Here is a 17,616-nt window from a genome sequence, read left to right as displayed (position 1 = left end):
TTTCCGCCTCCCGGCAAGTGCTGAGCGATTTGAGTGCGTTAGCTAAGACGCATGATGAAAGGGTTAGTGACTGCTTCAGTGGAATTGTTGATCCAGACAGTCTTGGTTTGCATGTAAGACTTGATCATCTCCTGACCACTCTCACGTCCTAGCCCGCTGGCTTTCATGCCTCCGAAAGGTGCGATGTAGCTCAGGGCGCGGTAAGTGTTGACCCACACAGTTCCCGACTTGAGCTTTTGGCTGATGCGGAACGTCCTGGACATGTTTGTCGTCCATACGCCAGCAGCCAAGCCAAACGGCGTACCGTTCGCAATGGCGATGGCATCCTCTTCTGTGTCGAAAGGAATGACCGCGAGCACAGGGCCGAAAATCTCTTCTTGCGCGAGTCGCGATTCATTCGATACGTCTCGGAAAACGGTAGGTTGAATAAACAAGCCACCAGACGCATCCGTGTGCGGATTGCCGCCATATGCCAGCTCGGCACCGTCATCCATTGCCTGCGAAATCATGCCCAGCACCTTCTGATAGTGAGGGGCATTGGCAACCGGGCCCATCTGCGTGTCAGGGTCGACCGGATTGCCCAACTTGATACCTTCGGCAATCGTGCATATGGCTTGGAGAAACTCTTCATACACTTCCCGTTGAACCAGCAGTCGGGAACCTGCCATGCAGGTTTGGCCAGTCGCAGCGAAGATGCCCGAAGCTACACCTGCCGCAGCGGCCTGCAAGTCTGCATCGGCGAAGACGATATTGGCGGATTTGCCACCCAGCTCGAGTGTCGCGTGCTTGAGGTTGGCACCTGCACTGCTGCTTATTGCCCGGCCGGTAGCTTCAGAACCGGTGAACGCGACCTTGGCGACATCGGGGTGACTGACCAAGCGCTGGCCCGCACCACGGCCGGTACCCGTCAAGACGTTCACGACACCAGCAGGGAACCCTGCTTCCTCAAACAAATCAGCGAAGGCCAGAGTGGAAGCACTGGCAAACTCCGAAGGTTTGATGACAAACGTATTCCCTGCGGCCAGGCCAGGCGCCAACTTCCAGGTGAGTAACAACAATGGGGAATTCCAGGCCGTGATGGCTGCGATGACCCCGAGTGGTTCCCAGTTGGTGTACACGAAGTGGTCAGCCTTATCGATAGGCAGCACCCCACCCTCGATCTTGTCGGCCAAACCACCAAAGTAGTAGTACCACTGGGGAATGTATTTGAGCTGAGCGAGCATTTCGCTCAGCAACTTGCCGTTGTCCCGCACCTCCAGCTCGGCCAGACGCTCTGCGTTCTCGGCAATCAAGTCGCCGACGCGTCGGAGGAGTGCGCCACGAGCCGTGGGTGTTAGGCTACGCCAAGCGTCCGATTGGAATGCGTCGCGCGCCGCTTCGACAGCCCGATCGACATCGACCTCGTCACTGTCAGGGATCTCGCACCAATCCTCGTTCCGGTAAGGATCCAGGCTGCGAAGCCATTTACCAGAGGCCGCTGGGCATTTTTCCCCACCAATCAGATTTTCAAAACGCTTCATGCAACTAATCCCACTTTATTTACGAATACAATTAGGACGCCGCCAAGCGTTAGCATGTCCGACATAAAACTGTTCCAGCATAGTAGTTGGATTAGACAGGTGGTTGAAATCTGATTTGTGAATATAGCTATCATTCCAAAAAATGACCGACAACGAACTCAGTTGCTCAATCAACTATACCGTGAGGAGCATTGCCCCTCAGGCAGAACCGAGCGCCCTCAACCACCCGTCTCATGACGAGAAATGACGTCAGTCGAAACTCATTCGGCAGTTTTAACCTGACGTGAACTCATCCTGTGCTGAGAAAGTGAATGGCATGATCCCCTGCGCTCAGCTAAGTCAATCAATGTCATCTTTCGTCACGCTGCAGCTCACAAAGTCGATTTCGACGTCGCGCCACTCGCCTAAATCGTGGAGAATAAACCCATTTTCAAGAATCTATCGTGTATCTGTTCCAGGGAATAAGGCGGTGGCCGCGTCGAACTCAAGCTACTTGAAGGGAATATGCCTAGCTGGAATTGCGCAGGCGCCCCAATCGTTAGGCGTGCTGTACTTGTGGCAGACGAGCACCTAAATCCCTGGTTGGAGCGGGGAGACTATCAAACAAGGAAATCTACATGGATGAGTTGTGGGCACGTGTCAGCGAAAGTTTTGATCGGCAACCCTTGATGCGCACCCTCCAGGCGTACCTACATAAGGTCGAGCACGGTGAGGTTCAGATCGAGCTGGCGTACTCCGAGGACATAGTCCAACACAACGGGTTCGTCCATGCTGGCGCCGTCGCGAGCGTGTTGGATAGCGCATGCGGATATGCGGCCCTCACAGCGTTGCCTGATGGATATGATGTGGTGACTGCCGAGTATAAAATCAATTTGCTTCGACCTGCGTTGGGCCAGCGATTCGTTGCCATCGGCAAGGTTCAGAATTCAGGCAAAAGTCTGACTGTGTGTACCGGAGAGATACTAGCGTTCAAGGAAGACGGGAGCTCAAAGGTCGTTGCGCTGATGCAGTCCACCATCGCTAACATCCCGCCTTCTGCTGATGCTTCTGCGTCCCTTCCTGCATCAACTAGCAGGGCAGCAGTACGGCAGCCTGCAGTGGTAGCTGATGCGGTACACGTGAACCCTTCCAACAGGAAAACCGATGCAATCTAAAGATCTGCAGATCGACTGGCTGCAGGCATTTGTGGCCATTGTCGACTCTGGTTCAGTGACCGCTGCTGCGCGACAAATCCATCGATCGCAATCCGCTGTGAGCATGCAGCTGAAAAAGCTTGAGACGAGCGTTGGCCGCCAGCTTTTGGTGCGCGGCCCTCACAGCCTTTCGCTGACACCGGCAGGTTATGACCTACTGACACATGCCCGGCGCTTGCTGGAATACCATGCAGCAACATTGGCTGCGCTTCACGGCGGCCATCTTTCGGGGCGAGTTTCATTCGGCGTATCCGATGACTATGCAAGGCGTTATGCCATGCCTGTACTCGGCAGTTTCGCCGCGCGCCACAGCGAGGTTGAGATCACTGTCGTATGCGAGCAGAGCACTTCCCTGATCGCGAAGGTTGAACGGGGCCAGCTTGATCTAGCGCTAGTCTGCCGTGACCGGCCGCACAGAGGCACCTTCTTATTCAAAGAACCTCTGGTGTGGGCCGCATCACGGGATCACCAGGTCTGGCTGAAAGACCCAGTGCCCATTGCCCTGCATGAAGTGGGAGGACGGATCCGGACGGAGATCCTGAACGGGCTCTCATCACGGCAGCGAAATTATCGGGTTGTGTACAACAGTCCTAATATTGCTGGTCAGCTTACCGTCGCGTCTGCAGGATTGGCCGTCATCGCGATCACCCGCTGTGCGGTTGATCCAGAGCTCGAGATCCTTGGAGATGAGCATGGCTTACCTCCGCTGCAGGATATAGAGATGGCCATTCTGAGGAGTGAGGAGTCCGGCCATTCTCGTGCGGTCAGTGCGTTCTACAGCTTTGTCATAGACGTTCTAAGGGATTCGTAGCTGGTGACTTAACGCTATTATTCGTTTTTCGAATGCAGCCAATCCGCATAATGCGTTTTTATTGAACAAAAAATATTGTCAGGCTTGTCAGCGCTGTCGGGCAGTCTGCCTGGATGATGGTCATGAGAGTAGCGTGATGCTGGACAACCACACTAGATCAGAAATATCCCGCGGGCTAAGGGATGCCGGCCCGCTTTTGCTTGCCGTTGCGCCTTACGGAATGGTGCTGGGCGCTCAGGCTTCGCACATAGGCTTTGACCCACTTTCAATCGGCTTGATGACAGGGTTGAATTTCGCCGGAGGCTCGGAATTTGCTGCCTTACGTTTTTGGAGTGACAGCCCTCCTTTCTTCTTGTTGGTTCTCCTGACCTTTTTGATCAACAGCCGACACATCGTGATGGGGGCAGTACTGGCCCCCTACATGAAACACATCCCCTTACGAAAGGCGATTCCCGCTCTGTTCTTCATGGCTGACGAGGGGTGGGCGGTATCCTACGCCGACACACTGCGGCGCTCAGTAAATTCCAAGGAGCCTGCGTTTAGCTGGCCCTATTACTGGGGAGCATGTGTGCCGTTTTATCCAGTGTGGGTCGGGTTCTCCTGCCTGGGTGCCGCATTGGGCCCGATCCTGGGCGATGTGGAGCGCTTCGGGTTCGCTATGGCTCTGCCGGCAGTCTTCATCGTACTGTTGAAAGGCATGTGGAAAGGTTTCAGAAAAGCCAGGCCATGGGGCGTGAGCCTTGTCGTATCTGCTGGATGTTCTGTGCTTTTGCCTAGCGGTTGGTATGTATTGGTCGGCGCTCTCGCGGGGATCGCTACAGCCTACTACTGGAGCGCGTCTGAATGATAACGGCTAACGGAGTGATGGTGATCGCCGGCATGGCGGTTGCGACTTATTTGACCAGGGTTTTAGGTTTTCTTCTGCTACGCAATAGAAAGCTTAGCGCGAACACAAAATCTGTTCTTGAAGTAGCGCCAGGATGCGTGATTGTTTCGGTCATCGCGCCCTACTTCGTCTCGTCTGAACCTCAGATTTGGATCGCACTAGCCGTCACCATCGCGGCTGCTACGCGCTTTTCTATGTTAATCACAGCTGCAATAGGTGTCGCCACTCTGGGCATGCTCAACCAGTTACTTTAGGGTTGATACCGGCTGCCCGATCGACTTGACGGGTTGACCTGCTGCTACAAAAAGCTTTATCGGGACTCAGCGGTTTGGGCGTCGCCTACGCGTACACCATGGTGCACAAAGCGCCTGAGCGCGTTCAGCATGCCTGACCTTTGCGCCAGTTGCTGCACCTGTCTGATCGGGCAGCAGTCCCTGTTGGGGCTGCGCGTTCGGCATGTTGTAGGTTGCGTAGACGGGCTAAGCGTGGCCATTATCAGTCACTCGTTTCTAGCTGTCCCAGCAGCCAATCTCTGAACGCTACCATCGGCTTGTGATTGATTTTGTGTGGTGGAATGAGAAGGTAATAGCCGGTTCCTGTCGGCGGGGTAGACTCGAAAGGAATCCGGAGAGTACCGCTGGCTAACTCGTCTCTAATCAGGAAGCGAGGCATGAGCCCCACGCCAATCCCCGCAGAAACAGCTTGGATCAAGTGAGTTGTCAGCTCGAACTGGGGGCCAAGTTTTAGCTTGTCAGGTTTCTTGCCTTGGGTTTTGAACCATTCGATCCATAAATTCGGTCTTGCAGCAACCTGAAGAAGCTGTACAGAACGCAGGTCGTCAAGTTCTTCAAGATTTTTCGATGAGCTTTTCGCTCCTCCTGTAACAGGAACCAGCTCTTCGTCAAAAAGCTTGTAGGAAACGACATCGTGCCACAAGCCATCGCCTACAGAAATGGCCGCATCGAGCCCTGTGCTCGCAAACTCCACGGTGCCGACGCGAGAATGAATGTGAATGAGAACCTCGGGATGCTTGGCATAGAAGTCACTCATCCGAGGCAGGAGCCATTTCGTACCAAACGCAGGGAGAACTCCTAGGTGCAGAGAGCCACCACCGCTACGGTAGGCGAAAGCCTGAACGGTCGCATCACGAATCCGAGCTAATCCACCAGCGATCTCAACGGAGTAGATCTTCCCTACCTCGGTAAGGGTAATGTGACGTCCGATCCGATCAAACAACGGGACACCGATGAGCTCCTCAAGGGACTGCACCTGTCGACTCACCGCGCTCTGAGATAGGCTGAGTTCTTCAGCTGCTCGAGTAAAGCTGCCATGCCTGGCAGAGGCTTCGAATGCTAATAGAGACGACATGGAAGGGTTCAGCGTTCTGGGATTCATACTGACCTGATGGACATCTGTTCTCTCTCAATTCTAACCGCCAAAGAGATGGTCAGCCATCAAGGCTGACCAGTTCAAGCATCAGCTTCATACCTCAGCGCGTTTATCATGACGGGCAAGGCGTTTCAGCAGGAAGTCGACTTCACGTCGAGCAGTATCGGACATTGGGCTTGCAGGCCGACGTTGCGCAGCGCTCGAAATGATGCCCCGGCGCATCATGATGTACTTGCGCACGGCCAAACCTGCTCCGGGCTGTTGCTCATAGCGAAGCAACGGTAGATGGGCATCAAACAGATCATGCGCTTCGTCTACCTTGCCGGCAGCGGTGAGGTTGACCATGTCGCAAAGCATGTCTGGGAATGCGTAGCCAGTATTAGCTCCGTCGACGCCACGAGCCAGTTCAAAATCAAGGAATAGGCCATTGTTGCCTACCATGATGGAAATCGGTCGCATGCTGCCCTCTTCTTCGAACCGGCGGAGCGTCGAGATCTTTTCGAGCCCTGGCCAGTCTTCGTGCTTGAGCATCACGCAAGAAGGGAGGTCTGCAACAATCCTGCGGATAACAGAGTTTGACATCTGTACCGAGAAGGTCAGTGGATAGTCCTGCAAGACAAATGGGACGTCCGCGCCAATGGCTTCGACCGCCTGGGTATAATAATTGACGATCTGATCGTCAGTGCGAAGGGTATTGGGAGGCGCGATCATAACGCCGCCCGCGCCGAGCTCCATGACGTCTCGAGTCAAGCTTCGCATTGAGGCGAAGCCTGGAGCCGACACGCCTACAATCACTGGCAAATCACCTGCACGCTTGATCATGCGCTTGGCGATCTCTAGGGACTCATGCTGATCTAATTTTGGTGCTTCACCCAACTGCCCAAGTACGGTCAGCCCTGTGCAGCCGATTTCTTTGTAGAAGTCGACCATGCGATCAATCGATGTGTAATCAACAGCACCGTCATCGTGAAACGGCGTAGGGGCAATGGGGTACACGCCTTGGGCATCAGCTGTAAGTTTCATATTGTTCTCCATATCGAACTGTCAGGTGGCCTGGTGGGGGGCTTGTAACGTGGCGTGATACTCCTGCCTCGTCGCATCACTCGGTGGATAGAGGCCAGGCAGCGCTGCCCCCTCGCCTACACGTTTCATCACCCACTCTTCAAAGTGTTCTGTTTGAGTCGCTTGTTGGATCACCTCGGCGATCCTTTCAAATGGAATTACGACTACGCCATCTTCATCACAAACCAGTACGTCACCAGGGCTCACAGTCACGCCAGCACAATGAATCAGCTCTTGCACCCCGACCAGCATCAAGGCATCGATGGGTAATGGAGCCGCTACACATTTCGCCCAGACAGGGAATCCTGCTGCACGAATCCCGGCAGCGTCGCGAACCGCACCGGAGCTGACCAATCCATTCGCTCCTAGGTATTTCATACGAGAGCACAACACATCACCGACAACACCCACCCTCCCCAACAGGCCAGTGTCACAGACGACAATGCTTCCGGCTGGCATCTCTTCGATTGCAGTCCTGGTGTTCCCACCAGGAATCAGATCCGCTCTGATAGGAGTAAAACGAAGTGTGTAGGCTGTGCCGACAACCCTTTGAGCGTTCTGACCGGGAAGCGCAACCGGCCCTTCCAGCCAGGTATTGGGTATACCCATCTTCGATAACGTGGCAGACAGCGTTGCGGTCGGCAAACGCTTCAGTTGCGCCGTTTGCTCTGTGGACAATAATGGCGTAGTAGTCACGGCGTTCCCTCAAACTGGAGATCAGACCACCATCAATTCGAACGGTGGAGCCAGTGAGGTATCCGGCGAGACCACTTGCCAGAAACGCTACTACATCCCCGTATTCCTTCGGATCGCCGTATCGACCGACGGCAATGGCAGCAGTGCTCTCTTTACTGACTTCTTCGACCGAGCGGCCTTCGCGCTTAGCTTTGGCTTCGTCAAGGAAAGTGATTCGACCAGTCGCGATTCGACCAGGGAGGACGATGTTGACAGTCACACCATCGTTACCAACCTCTTTGGCCAAGGTCTTAGACCAGCCAACCAGCGAGAGACGCAGTGCGTTGGAGATCCCTAGGTTCGGGATCGGGGAAACCACGCCGGACGACGTGCTGGTGATCACGCGACCCCATTTACGCTCGCGCATACCTGGCAATACGCGGTCGGTGATTTTGATGACCGAAACCACCATGCTTTGGAAGTGAGTGCTCCAGACGCCTGCATCTTGACTGTGAGCAGTGGTCGGGGGTGGCCCACCGGTGTTGTTGACAAGGATATCGACTGGGCCCAGCTCAGCCTCAATCGTGGCAATTTTTGTTTCGATATCCTCAAGGCGTGCCAAGTCCCATTGGATTGCATACGCTTGAGCCCCATGCTCTTTGAGGAGGTTTACGGTTTTCTCAGCAGCATCAATGCTGATGTCAGCTACGGCTACCTTTACACCCTCTTTAGCCAGCGACAGGGCAATGGCTCCGCCAAGCCCACCGCCGCCGCCCAGCACCAAAGCGATCTTATTTTTGATCTGTAGATCCATGTCACACCTCCAGCATGCACCCACAGGGTATGAGTGCTCACAGGCTGCATGTTAGGTATGGATAATCATTAGGCTCAAACGGCAAAAACTCATGCAGTTCATGCGCTTTCAGAATGAATAGGCGTTTACACAGCTGTAGGAAGCAGATTTTTTGGGGTTTAGCCGAACGGTTTCGGCGTCGCAGCATGCGATTTAAGCATGAAAAAATAAACGCTTCAGTCAGGTCAGCATGCAGAAAGCGCATGCTTAGAAGCATAATTTTACGGTTTGGAACTGGTCATTCATGTGTCAGCCTGTGTCCATCGAGTCGCTATGGTGCCTCATTGGGTCTGCCTAATGCCTAGGTGTGGACTGAGGTGATAGCGCCGAGCAAGCGAGACAGTATCCAGATAAAAACAATAGGTACCGTTATGAATGATGAAACCGAGAAGCGAATTACTCGCAAAATTTTCCTTCGACTGCTACCACTGCTGGTAATGCTTTACATCATCTCCTACCTAGATAGAGTCAATGTGGGGTTCGCCGCCCTCACTATGAACGCGGACATTGGCCTCAGTGCCGCCATCTATGGCCTAGGGGCAGGCCTGTTCTTTGTTGGATACTGCCTGTTTGAGGTGCCGAGCAACCTGCTCATGACCAAAGTCGGTGCAAGGCGCTGGATCGCAAGGATTTTGTTTACTTGGGGATTGATTGCGACCTGTATGGCATTCGTGGAAGGCCCCAAAAGTTTCCTAGCCATGCGATTTTTGCTTGGTGTAGCTGAGGCAGGCTTCTTCCCTGCCGTTATCCTTTATCTTACCTACTGGTTCCCGGCACGCTACCGTGCTCGTATTATTTCGACGTTCATGCTTTCTATACCGATTGCCTTGGCAATTGGTGCCCCAATCTCTACAGCTCTTCTGAGCATGGATGGAATACTCGGCCTTAAAGGATGGCAATGGCTCTTCATAATTGAAGGCATTCCAGGTGTGCTTCTGGTCGGCGTCGTATTGAAGTATCTGCCAGACTCGCCAAAGCAAGCCGCTTGGCTTTCTGATGAGGAGCGCGCGTGGTTGAGTGATGAATTAGAGAAAGACATTAAGGCTCAGCCTCCAAAACTAGATGAGAAAGCCTCTATCTGGCGAGTATTTCGTGAACCGGCAGTCTTAGCTTTGTGTGCTATCTATTTTTGCGCCACCGCGACAAATCTCGGACTTTCAATGTTCATGCCGCAAATAATTAAGCAGCAAGGTTTCGCTGGGATGGAAATTGGATTTATTGCTGCACTCCCTTACATCGTAGGATGCCTGGGTATGGTCGGTATTGGGTATCTTTCCGACAGGTTCAACAAGCGAAAGATCTTCCTTGCGCTCTCACTCTTATTGATTGTTTGTGGATTAGGTACTGCAGGCTTAATGGCGAATAGCACCTTGGCAATCGTAGCAATGTGTGTGGCAACTATCGGAATTATGGGATGCAAGGGGCCTTTCTGGCCGCTACCGTCGCTGTACCTGAGTGGAACCAGTGCAGCTGCAGGTATTGCGCTTATAAATTCGGTGGGCAACTTGGGAGGCTTCTTTGGCCCAGGGATCGTAGGATTGGCCAAGGAAGTGTACGGCAATTTCGAAAGTGGCCTGTTTGCTTTGAGCGCGATGGCTCTCTTCGCCGTGGTTATCACTTGCATATTTGTGTCGGATCAAGGAAGGACTAAAAGGAAAAGTGATAGCGGAGTCTGCTCCGAGAAAGTAAACGTTCCCAGCTGAATGGGCGAGGCCGGGCAGGTCGCCAGCCTGCCCAAAGTAAACTATCGCTTCAGTTGCCAATTAAACTTAAACATGTCTAGACGTCCCGAGGAGTTGCTCATGGGTGAGTTCGTATTGCCAAAATTTCAGTTCCCAGCTTTGCAGGTTGCGGGTTCACAGGAGCAGTTTCCTATTCGGCGCGTCTTCTGTGTGGGTAGAAACTATTCTGAACATGCTCGTGAAATGGGGCATGACCCTGATCGTGAACCACCTTTCTTTTTCATGAAGCCCAACGATGCGATAGTTCCTGCATCAGGACAAATTCCTTATCCACCCTTGACTTCAGACCTGCATCATGAGGTGGAACTGGTTATCGCGATTGGCTTGGGGGGCAAGAATATAAAGAAGGAAGCGGCTCTGGATCACGTCTGGGGGTACAGTGTTGGAGTCGATCTCACTCGACGTGACCTCCAAGCCAAAGCTAAATCCATGGGGCGGCCTTGGGATTGGGCTAAGGGCTTCGACGCCAGTGGCCCTTGCGCATCTATTCACCCTGTTACGCAAACCGGTCACCCGTCCAAAGGCCGTATATGGCTAGAGGTGAATGGCGAATTGCGCCAAGAAGGCGATTTGTCTCAACAGATCTGGTCGGTGCCGGAAATTGTCGCTCACGCCTCTCAAGCCGTTCAGCTAAAACCAGGCGATCTTATTTTTACCGGTACTCCTGCAGGAGTAGGTTCCGTAAATAGTGGAGATCGGTTACGTGGGGGGATTGAGGGAGTCGCCCAATTCGAATTCGAGATTCTCTAGTAAACCTTTAGGTCAGACTAACAACTGTGGGCGTCGAACCGCACGCCCATGTATTATTTGAGAGTACACATGAAAACGCCTATTGCTATCGTCAGTCGATTGGATTTGTGGATTAATCCCGTATTTGATGAAGTTATGGACGCCGTACCCGGCATCATGCTACAGCGTCTCGCTCGTTCGAATCCTGACGGTGTTTGGGAGGGGCTGAGCCGTACTCACGCCTATCATATTTCACCAGCGAAAGATGAATTGCCGCGTCAATGGTTTGCTGGTCAGGAACTAATTAGTAAGTGCCCTGATTTGCTTTGCATCTCTTCTGGAGGCGCAGGATTTGACACGGTCGACGTTGCGGCCTGCACTCAAGCTGGGATCGCTGTGGTGAACCAGGCTGGGGCAAACGCAAACTCGGTAGCTGAACATACGTTCGGCCTTATTTTGGCCCTCAGCAAAAGGATACTCGAGGCCAACCGGCGCCTGCGTACCGATGTTGGATTCTCCCGAGAAGATCTCATGGGACATGAGATCTATGGATCGACTTTGGGCATCATCGGTCTGGGGGTAATTGGTGAGCGCGTTGCGCGTTTAGGTCGTGCGTTTGGCATGAACGTCCTGGCATATGACCCTCTCCTGGATGAACAGACGGTACGCTCGCGCAGTGCCGAGCCGGTTTCGCTTGATAAATTGCTTCACGAGTCGGACTACGTAACTCTTCATTGCCCACTGAATGATGAAACCAAAATCCTGATGGGGGCACCTGAGTTTTCGAAAATGAAACAAGGGGCAGTATTCATCTCTACTGCAAGGGGCGGGATTCATGACGAAGAGGCTCTGTATGAATCGCTGAAGTCGGGCCATCTTTCAGGGGCAGGACTGGATGTGTGGGTAGTGGAACCTCCACCCAGAGAGGCTAGTCTGCTCACGTTAGAGAATGTGATTGCGACACATCACACTGCTGGAGTTAGCCATGGCGGTCGACGCAACGTAGCGGCGTCCTCCGCGAATCAAATTAAGATGCTGCTGAGAGGCGAACGTCCACCGCACTTGATTAACCCTGAAGTATGGGATCACTTTAAAGATCGGCTGCATACCATTTTCGGTTAAAGCTCAACTTGGCGGTTACGTTCCAGACCCTAACTCAAAGACTAGGAGCAGTATAAATATCCATCTAAATTTTTAGTCCTTTGCCATTCGCAGCATACCCTTGCTGCGGCGGTTTTTTTGCAGACTTAACTGCTCACCTTGCTTGGAAGAAGTCCCCCACCCTAGTGGCATCCGCTTAGCATCATAAATGCGACCCAGAAGGTAGCCTCAGGCCTGTCTGAAGCTGCTTGATGTGGCATTCCCCTGAGCGTGCCCCTTAATGGGGGACGGCTGTCGTGAACCGATCCCTGGCGTCGCCAGGGGTCGGCCCTAACGGGCTTCCATCCTCACGCCTCTGACCCAGTGGGCCGGCGCGCTCCGCTTGCCATTTGACCACAAGATTGAACGACGTGAACCGTCGCAAATCTCTCTCGCAGACTCACGCAGATATGACTGGGCCTGCATTGAGGGAGTCCCGGTGACAATGTCGGGACTTTTTTTTCACCCAATTTTCACGACACCTAGGCAACACTCGTCCTATCCCTACGTGTGATAGAAGCTCCCATTAGCCCGCCTAGCAGCGGGCTTTCTTTTGCCTGGAATTCGTCATCGACCCAGGCCGTTTGTCTTCTGAATTGTCCGTTCTGCTGGCCCAGGCTGTCCCTTGAGGACACTAGCCAGAGCCACTCTCATGCCACAACTCATCAGATTCATAACCCTTCCCCTGGCCTGTAGTCTGCTGTGGGCTTGCGCTGCTCCTGAGACAAAGTCGCCAGTGGAGACACCTGGTAGGCCCGAATCAGCAAAGACTCAGCTGCTGGAAGCCGGAGCCGCGACCTTGCAGGCCAAGCCGCCCATTGAGGCTATTAACGCCTACCTGGATGGCTTCCACTTTTACAACGGACATCCTGATGTGCAGATGGAAGCGCATCACTACTGCTCCATCCTGAATGAGGATGTCATCCAGTGCGTCATCTTCGACGGTAACACCAAGGAAGCGAAGATCATGGGTGTCGAGTACATCATCGACGTAAAGCTGTTTGCTGGTCTGCCGGCCAAGGAGAAGGCGATGTGGCACAGTCATGGCTATGAGGTTTCATCCGGGCAGTTGATCGCGCCGGGTATCCCTGCAGCTGCAGAACATGCGCTGATGGAGCGGCTTGCCCATACCTATGGGAAGACCTGGCACACGTGGCACACCGACCAGGAAAAAGCCCTACCGGTGGGCGTCCCGCAGTTGATGATGGGGTTCACAGCGGATGGCCAGGCTGATCCAACGATGGTCGAGCAGCGGAATCGGCGTCTGAGAGTGGATGCGGCAAAGACCAAAGCTCAGCGGGCTGACATTCAAATTCCTGCGGCTGATCCGAAGGCGGATGGTTGGCAGCACGGCAACGTCATTCAGATCACCGATCCAACCGGTGCTCATCTGAATCAGCCCGCCAGACCGACAGCTGAGAAAGCGAACAGCCGATCAAGCCAGTAGCCTTAGAGCTTCGCCTCGAGGCACCGGCAGGAAAGACTGAACGTGCCCCTATCGGGGACGCTGTCGTAAACCGCAACCTGGCTTCGCTAAGTTGCGGCCCTCCGGGCTTCCATCCTCACAGGTTTTGGGCAGTTTAGCGGCGCTCAAGGCGAGCTGGCCACTGCAGTCGTGCTGTCGAATGAGTGGGTACCAGGCACTGCTTCACAAGCAGAATTGTGCGATCACATCTTCTGATGACATAACTTGGGCATATTCAGTGCCCAAGATTGCTAAGGTCAACTCATAAACGGTCAAGGCGTCCCAGCACGTTCCGTTTGACCTGTTGACGGGTACGGCAGTTGTGGCATCCGCTGGGAGAATAATTTCGTATCCAAGTGCCTTCCCCGCTCGGATAGTCGCATCCATGCTGTTATGAATCACAACGCCAGCCAGAACAATACGTTTTACTTGCATGCTTCTCAGAATGGCATCCAATCGGGTTCCTATGAAGGCACAGTTCTCATGCTTGATGATGACAGCCTCGCCCTCTATCGGAGCAACTTCTTTCTTGATTCCATTCCAGGGGCCGTGAACGTGATAGCTGGAGGTGGGATTCTTTTCATCATGTTTCACATGAAGTACGGGCCAGCCGTTTGATCGCCAGTGCCGCAGAAGGCGCTGGATGACGGACAGATAACCAGGGTGGCTCTTGCCATTCCAGATAGGCTGATCAATAGCATCTTGGACATCTAGGATAATCAGGGGGGTGTGAGGCGTAGCCTTCATATGCGGCCGTTTCCTTACGATGGATGATCAGTGTGCTGCAACGACCTCCCTTCAACAAGCAGTGCAGTCTCGCTAGGGAATCGGTGCCGACAAAAGACCAGTGATGAGCGGCTGCTACACGTACCTGGATTCCGGTCGTGCTCGCGCATGGCCTGTTTGGCGGACGCTTAGGTTAGAGCCACCGCAAACTCCATACGTCCGTTCAAATTTCAGCGGTTGCCAACGTCAGCGCTTCCACTTCATCGAGATGGATGAGTTGTGGCAGGCCCCGGGAAAGCAAGGCCGCGGCTGTAGGCTTTAGCATGGTGGAACTCAGCTCCTCCCAGCCGATCCACCTACACGCGACAATGCCTCTCCCCAGCGCAACGCTACAGCCATCAGCGAAGTCAGTGGTGAAGATATGGTGGAGCACATGGCCTACCTCAATGGTGCCCACGAGATGCAAGCCTGAGCAGTGTAACGATAGGGCATTCCAAAGCTCTCTAGCGGCAGCCACGGTTGGGGCCTCTCCTCTCTCAAGGAGACCGTTTGGAAACTTCCATTTGGCACCCTTCCTGCGAACAAGAAGAACCTGGTCATTTCGGGTACAGATGATCGTTACTTTTGCCCTTGCTGGACGATGCTTGATGACGCTCATGAGGGATCGCACCTAAAGAACGCGCGACATCCTGAACGCTGGGACGTACTCCCTTATGCTGATGACTGCCGGGGTGCAAGCTGAGTTCCGGCAACCTGCTCAAGTCTGGGGCTGGTGCAGCATTACGGTCACCTTGTTCAGGAGTACCTGAATGTCGAACGGTTTTGTGATCACTGCCGTGCTAGGTGTCAGGAATCCACCTTTCAAAACCGATGCCTCTGCAAAACCGGTCACGAATAGAACCAGAAGGTCTGGAAAAGCCTCACGAGCGGCATCTGCCACCTGCCGTCCATTCAGCGCACCTGGAAGCCCGACATCGGTGACGAGCAGATCATAAGGCGGGCACGAACGAAGCGTATGCATGGCGCTAGATCCATCTTCAGCCTCATCAACTTCATATCCGGCCTCCATCAAGGCTTCCACGATGGACATGCGCACGATTGGTTCGTCATCGACTACTAGAATTCTCCCGCCCCCTTGACCGCTAAGCGCACTCTGCCTGGCCTCGCCCTCGAGTAATTCCAGTTGCCCTTCGAATTTTGGCAGCAAGAGGCGGATCGTCGTGCCCACACCTTCTTGGGAATGCACATCAATCTGGCCACCGGACTGCAGTACAAAACCATGCACCATGGATAGCCCCAGTCCGGTGCCCTGGCCAAGTGGCTTAGTGGTGAAGAACGGGTCAAATATCCGCTTGATGTTCTCGGGAGAGATGCCGCTTCCCGAGTCAGTGACAGAAATCGCGATGTACTCGCCTGGAGGCAGCTCGGCACGAGCCGCCATCAGGTCGTCGAGTTCGATTGTCTGCGTAGTGATGGACATCGCACCGCGCCCCTCGGGCATGGCATCACGCGAGTTGATCGCCAGGTTGAGCAGCGAACTCTCCAACTGGGCAGGATCAATCCGGGACAACCCTAGATCCGGCTCCAGATGCGTGATGACAGTAATTGCCGGGCCCACCGAGCGATTGATCAGGTCGACCAGACCATCGATAAGTACGTTGACGTCCGTAGGCCGGGGATCGAGCGTCTGCCGTCGAGAGAATGCGAGCAGGCGCTGAGTCAGCGATGCTGCTCGCTTGGCGCTGACTTGAATTCCCTCCAACAGGCGCGCCGTAGCTTCCCCTTTCCCCTGTTTCAATCGCCGTGATAGTAAATCGGCGCTTCCCAGAATCGCCGCCAGGATGTTGTTGAAGTCGTGCGCAATTCCGCCCGTTAACTGCCCAAGAGCTTCCATTTTTTGAGCTTGGCGAAGGGCTTCGTTGGCCTGTGAAAGCTCGTCTGTGCGTTGAGCGACCCGCTCTTCAAGTGTGGCTTTCGCCTGCTGTACCTGCCGATAAAGCTGGGCGTTATCGATAGCCACTGCTGCCTGGGCGGCCAAGGCAACTACCAGCCGTTCGTGCCGCTCAGTGAATTTTCCCGGTTCAGGATGACCGAAAAACAACCCTCCCAGGACATCGCCTGTTCTCGATACCACCGAGATCGCCAAGTAACTGCGTACGGGCAGATGCCCCTTCGGCATTCCATGATGGGGCTCGAACTGGCCATAGCGAGGGTCAGCCAGGATGTCCAAGGATCGAACGACACCTTCATTCCGGAAAGTAGGTGCAAACACCGGAGTGGCGCGAGGATGACCCAACTTTTCGAAGGCCGAGCGATCAGCACCTGATAAGGTATAAAGCTTCAGATGCGCGCCGGCATCGTCGACCTCATTGGCAAAGTAAGAGCCAAAAGCTGCTCCTGTGAGCGACGTTGCTGCATCCGTGAGGTTTTGCACGATCCGTTCAAGATTCAGGTCACTGGCGAACGCCGCGTTGATGTCTCGAAGGATCTCAAGCGTGCGGCTTTCCTCTTTAAGCGCCCGCTCGGTTTCCACTCGTTTCGTGACATCGAAGCCTTCGCAGAAAATACCCGTCACTACACCGGCATCGTCGAATACAGGCTCATACACGAAATCGAGGTAGCGGATCTCGGCCCCCTCTGATTGCCAGAGCAGCGAAATAGGCGTGCCGGTAGCGACAAACCGCTCGCCCGATTTGAACACCTCATCCAGCCAGGAAAAATAACCCTGCCCTTCAAGATCGGGGAATACATCACGTACAGAGCGGTTGAGATAGCCTCGATCACCAAAGCTCCGCCTGAAGGCCTCGTTGACGAATTCAAAGATGTGGTCAGGGCCTCGGAATATGGTGATGAACCCCGGTGCCTGGTCGAACATACGGCGATCTCGACCCAGCATAATGTGCGACGGTACGGGTTCAAGGGCTGACGGCTGTACTTCTTGCCCTTGCACTAGGACAGCAACGATGTGCCCCTCAGGGGCTCTTAAAGGACTTAAGCTGAACGCCCAAGGCTTTTCTCGATCCAGGCGAACCGGAAACTCCGAATCGGAAAGTAATAACAGGCTTGCCTTTTCCATTACCGCTTCGAGCTGCAGACCGACCCGCCCCCACACAGCCGTCCAGACCTCGTGCGCGGGCCTGCCCAGCCCTAGGGGATGACGGGGCCCCATGGCAGGGATCCAGGTGTCGTTGTAGAGCAGTGTGCTGTCGGCCCCCCAAAGAAGTGCAGTGGGCAGATCCGAACTGAGCAAGAAACTCACGGCGTGGCGCAGCTGAACCGGCCAGCACCCTGGATCACCCAGAGAAGTGCCGGCCCAATCTACTCGACGCATCTGGGTGCCAATCTGGCCGTCGTTCGTCACGAACGATTCGATTGCTGAGCGCTGATCACCGTAATCCATAGGACAAAGCACCACCGGGGGAGAC

The 17,616-nt window shown here is 54.2% G+C and carries 15 protein-coding genes and 2 pseudogenes; 9 read left to right on the top strand and 8 right to left on the bottom strand.

The window, feature by feature from the left end:
• Positions 1-38: 38 nt before the first annotated feature.
• On the bottom strand, positions 39-1,520 hold the full coding sequence (locus PMI38_RS04105; RefSeq protein ID WP_008091055.1) for an aldehyde dehydrogenase: 1,482 nt from the start codon (positions 1,518-1,520) through the stop codon (positions 39-41).
• A gap of 617 nt (positions 1,521-2,137) precedes the next feature.
• Between PMI38_RS04105 and PMI38_RS04100 the strand changes: the two genes are divergently transcribed.
• From PMI38_RS04100 to PMI38_RS27440, 5 genes and pseudogenes are all read left to right on the top strand, one after another.
• Positions 2,138-2,674, top strand: coding sequence for a PaaI family thioesterase (locus PMI38_RS04100; protein WP_081502507.1), 537 nt, complete (start codon positions 2,138-2,140; stop codon positions 2,672-2,674).
• The gene (locus PMI38_RS04095; protein WP_008091052.1) at positions 2,664-3,524 is read left to right on the top strand and encodes a LysR family transcriptional regulator; all 861 of its coding nucleotides are present in this window, start codon (positions 2,664-2,666) and stop codon (positions 3,522-3,524) included. The genes PMI38_RS04100 and PMI38_RS04095 overlap by 11 nt, the downstream gene beginning before the upstream one ends.
• Positions 3,525-3,660: 136 nt before the next feature.
• Positions 3,661-4,371, top strand: a complete 711-nt coding sequence (locus tag PMI38_RS04090) for an AzlC family ABC transporter permease (RefSeq protein WP_008091051.1) — start codon at positions 3,661-3,663, stop codon at positions 4,369-4,371.
• A complete protein-coding gene (locus PMI38_RS04085; RefSeq protein WP_008091049.1) occupies positions 4,368-4,664 on the top strand; it encodes an AzlD family protein in 297 nt (98 codons plus the stop codon). Before PMI38_RS04090 ends, PMI38_RS04085 begins: the two co-directional genes overlap by 4 nt.
• Before the next feature lie 50 nt (positions 4,665-4,714).
• A pseudogene (locus PMI38_RS27440) lies at positions 4,715-4,830 on the top strand (hydrolase); the annotation flags it as partial.
• A gap of 75 nt (positions 4,831-4,905) precedes the next feature.
• Here the strand turns inward: PMI38_RS27440 and PMI38_RS04080 are convergent.
• The 4 genes and pseudogenes from PMI38_RS04080 to PMI38_RS04065 form a co-directional block, all read right to left on the bottom strand.
• Complete coding sequence (locus PMI38_RS04080) at positions 4,906-5,805, bottom strand: LysR substrate-binding domain-containing protein (protein ID WP_008091046.1); 900 nt, start codon at positions 5,803-5,805, stop codon at positions 4,906-4,908.
• An 87-nt stretch (positions 5,806-5,892) separates the two neighbouring features.
• Positions 5,893-6,822 carry a dihydrodipicolinate synthase family protein gene (locus tag PMI38_RS04075; protein WP_008091045.1) on the bottom strand — a complete coding sequence of 310 codons (930 nt, stop codon included), beginning with the start codon at positions 6,820-6,822 and terminating at the stop codon, positions 5,893-5,895.
• A gap of 21 nt (positions 6,823-6,843) precedes the next feature.
• Positions 6,844-7,557 carry a ribonuclease activity regulator RraA gene (locus tag PMI38_RS27000; RefSeq protein ID WP_238540161.1) on the bottom strand — a complete coding sequence of 238 codons (714 nt, stop codon included), beginning with the start codon at positions 7,555-7,557 and terminating at the stop codon, positions 6,844-6,846.
• A gap of 34 nt (positions 7,558-7,591) precedes the next feature.
• A pseudogene (locus PMI38_RS04065) lies at positions 7,592-8,350 on the bottom strand (SDR family oxidoreductase); the annotation flags it as partial.
• 410 nt (positions 8,351-8,760) lie between these two features.
• Here PMI38_RS04065 and PMI38_RS04060 point away from each other — a divergent pair.
• From PMI38_RS04060 to PMI38_RS04055, 4 genes are all read left to right on the top strand, one after another.
• Positions 8,761-10,092, top strand: coding sequence for an MFS transporter (locus PMI38_RS04060; protein WP_008091042.1), 1,332 nt, complete (start codon positions 8,761-8,763; stop codon positions 10,090-10,092).
• Positions 10,093-10,191: 99 nt separating this feature from the next.
• A complete protein-coding gene (locus tag PMI38_RS26375) occupies positions 10,192-10,881 on the top strand; it encodes a fumarylacetoacetate hydrolase family protein (protein ID WP_008091040.1) in 690 nt (229 codons plus the stop codon).
• A 69-nt stretch (positions 10,882-10,950) separates the two neighbouring features.
• Complete coding sequence (locus PMI38_RS26370; protein WP_008091038.1) at positions 10,951-11,982, top strand: hydroxyacid dehydrogenase; 1,032 nt, start codon at positions 10,951-10,953, stop codon at positions 11,980-11,982.
• Positions 11,983-12,652: 670 nt separating this feature from the next.
• Positions 12,653-13,447 (top strand): OBAP family protein, encoded by a 795-nt coding sequence (locus tag PMI38_RS04055; protein ID WP_043272974.1) that lies wholly within the window; start codon positions 12,653-12,655, stop codon positions 13,445-13,447.
• A 201-nt stretch (positions 13,448-13,648) separates the two neighbouring features.
• On the opposite strand, the gene PMI38_RS04050 is transcribed toward PMI38_RS04055, so the two are convergent.
• From PMI38_RS04050 to PMI38_RS04040, 3 genes are all read right to left on the bottom strand, one after another.
• On the bottom strand, positions 13,649-14,212 hold the full coding sequence (locus tag PMI38_RS04050) for an isochorismatase family protein (RefSeq protein WP_008091034.1): 564 nt from the start codon (positions 14,210-14,212) through the stop codon (positions 13,649-13,651).
• Positions 14,213-14,414: 202 nt separating this feature from the next.
• The gene (locus PMI38_RS04045; protein WP_050548558.1) at positions 14,415-14,849 is read right to left on the bottom strand and encodes an NUDIX domain-containing protein; all 435 of its coding nucleotides are present in this window, start codon (positions 14,847-14,849) and stop codon (positions 14,415-14,417) included.
• Between the two features lie 99 nt (positions 14,850-14,948).
• Positions 14,949-17,591: an ATP-binding protein gene (locus PMI38_RS04040; RefSeq protein WP_050548557.1), complete on the bottom strand. Its 2,643-nt coding sequence runs from the start codon at positions 17,589-17,591 to the stop codon at positions 14,949-14,951.
• Positions 17,592-17,616: the final 25 nt, after the last annotated feature.

Source organism: Pseudomonas sp. GM84, from assembly GCF_000282535.1.
Classification (GTDB): domain Bacteria; phylum Pseudomonadota; class Gammaproteobacteria; order Pseudomonadales; family Pseudomonadaceae; genus Aquipseudomonas.
This window is presented reverse-complemented; position numbering and strand designations above follow the sequence as displayed.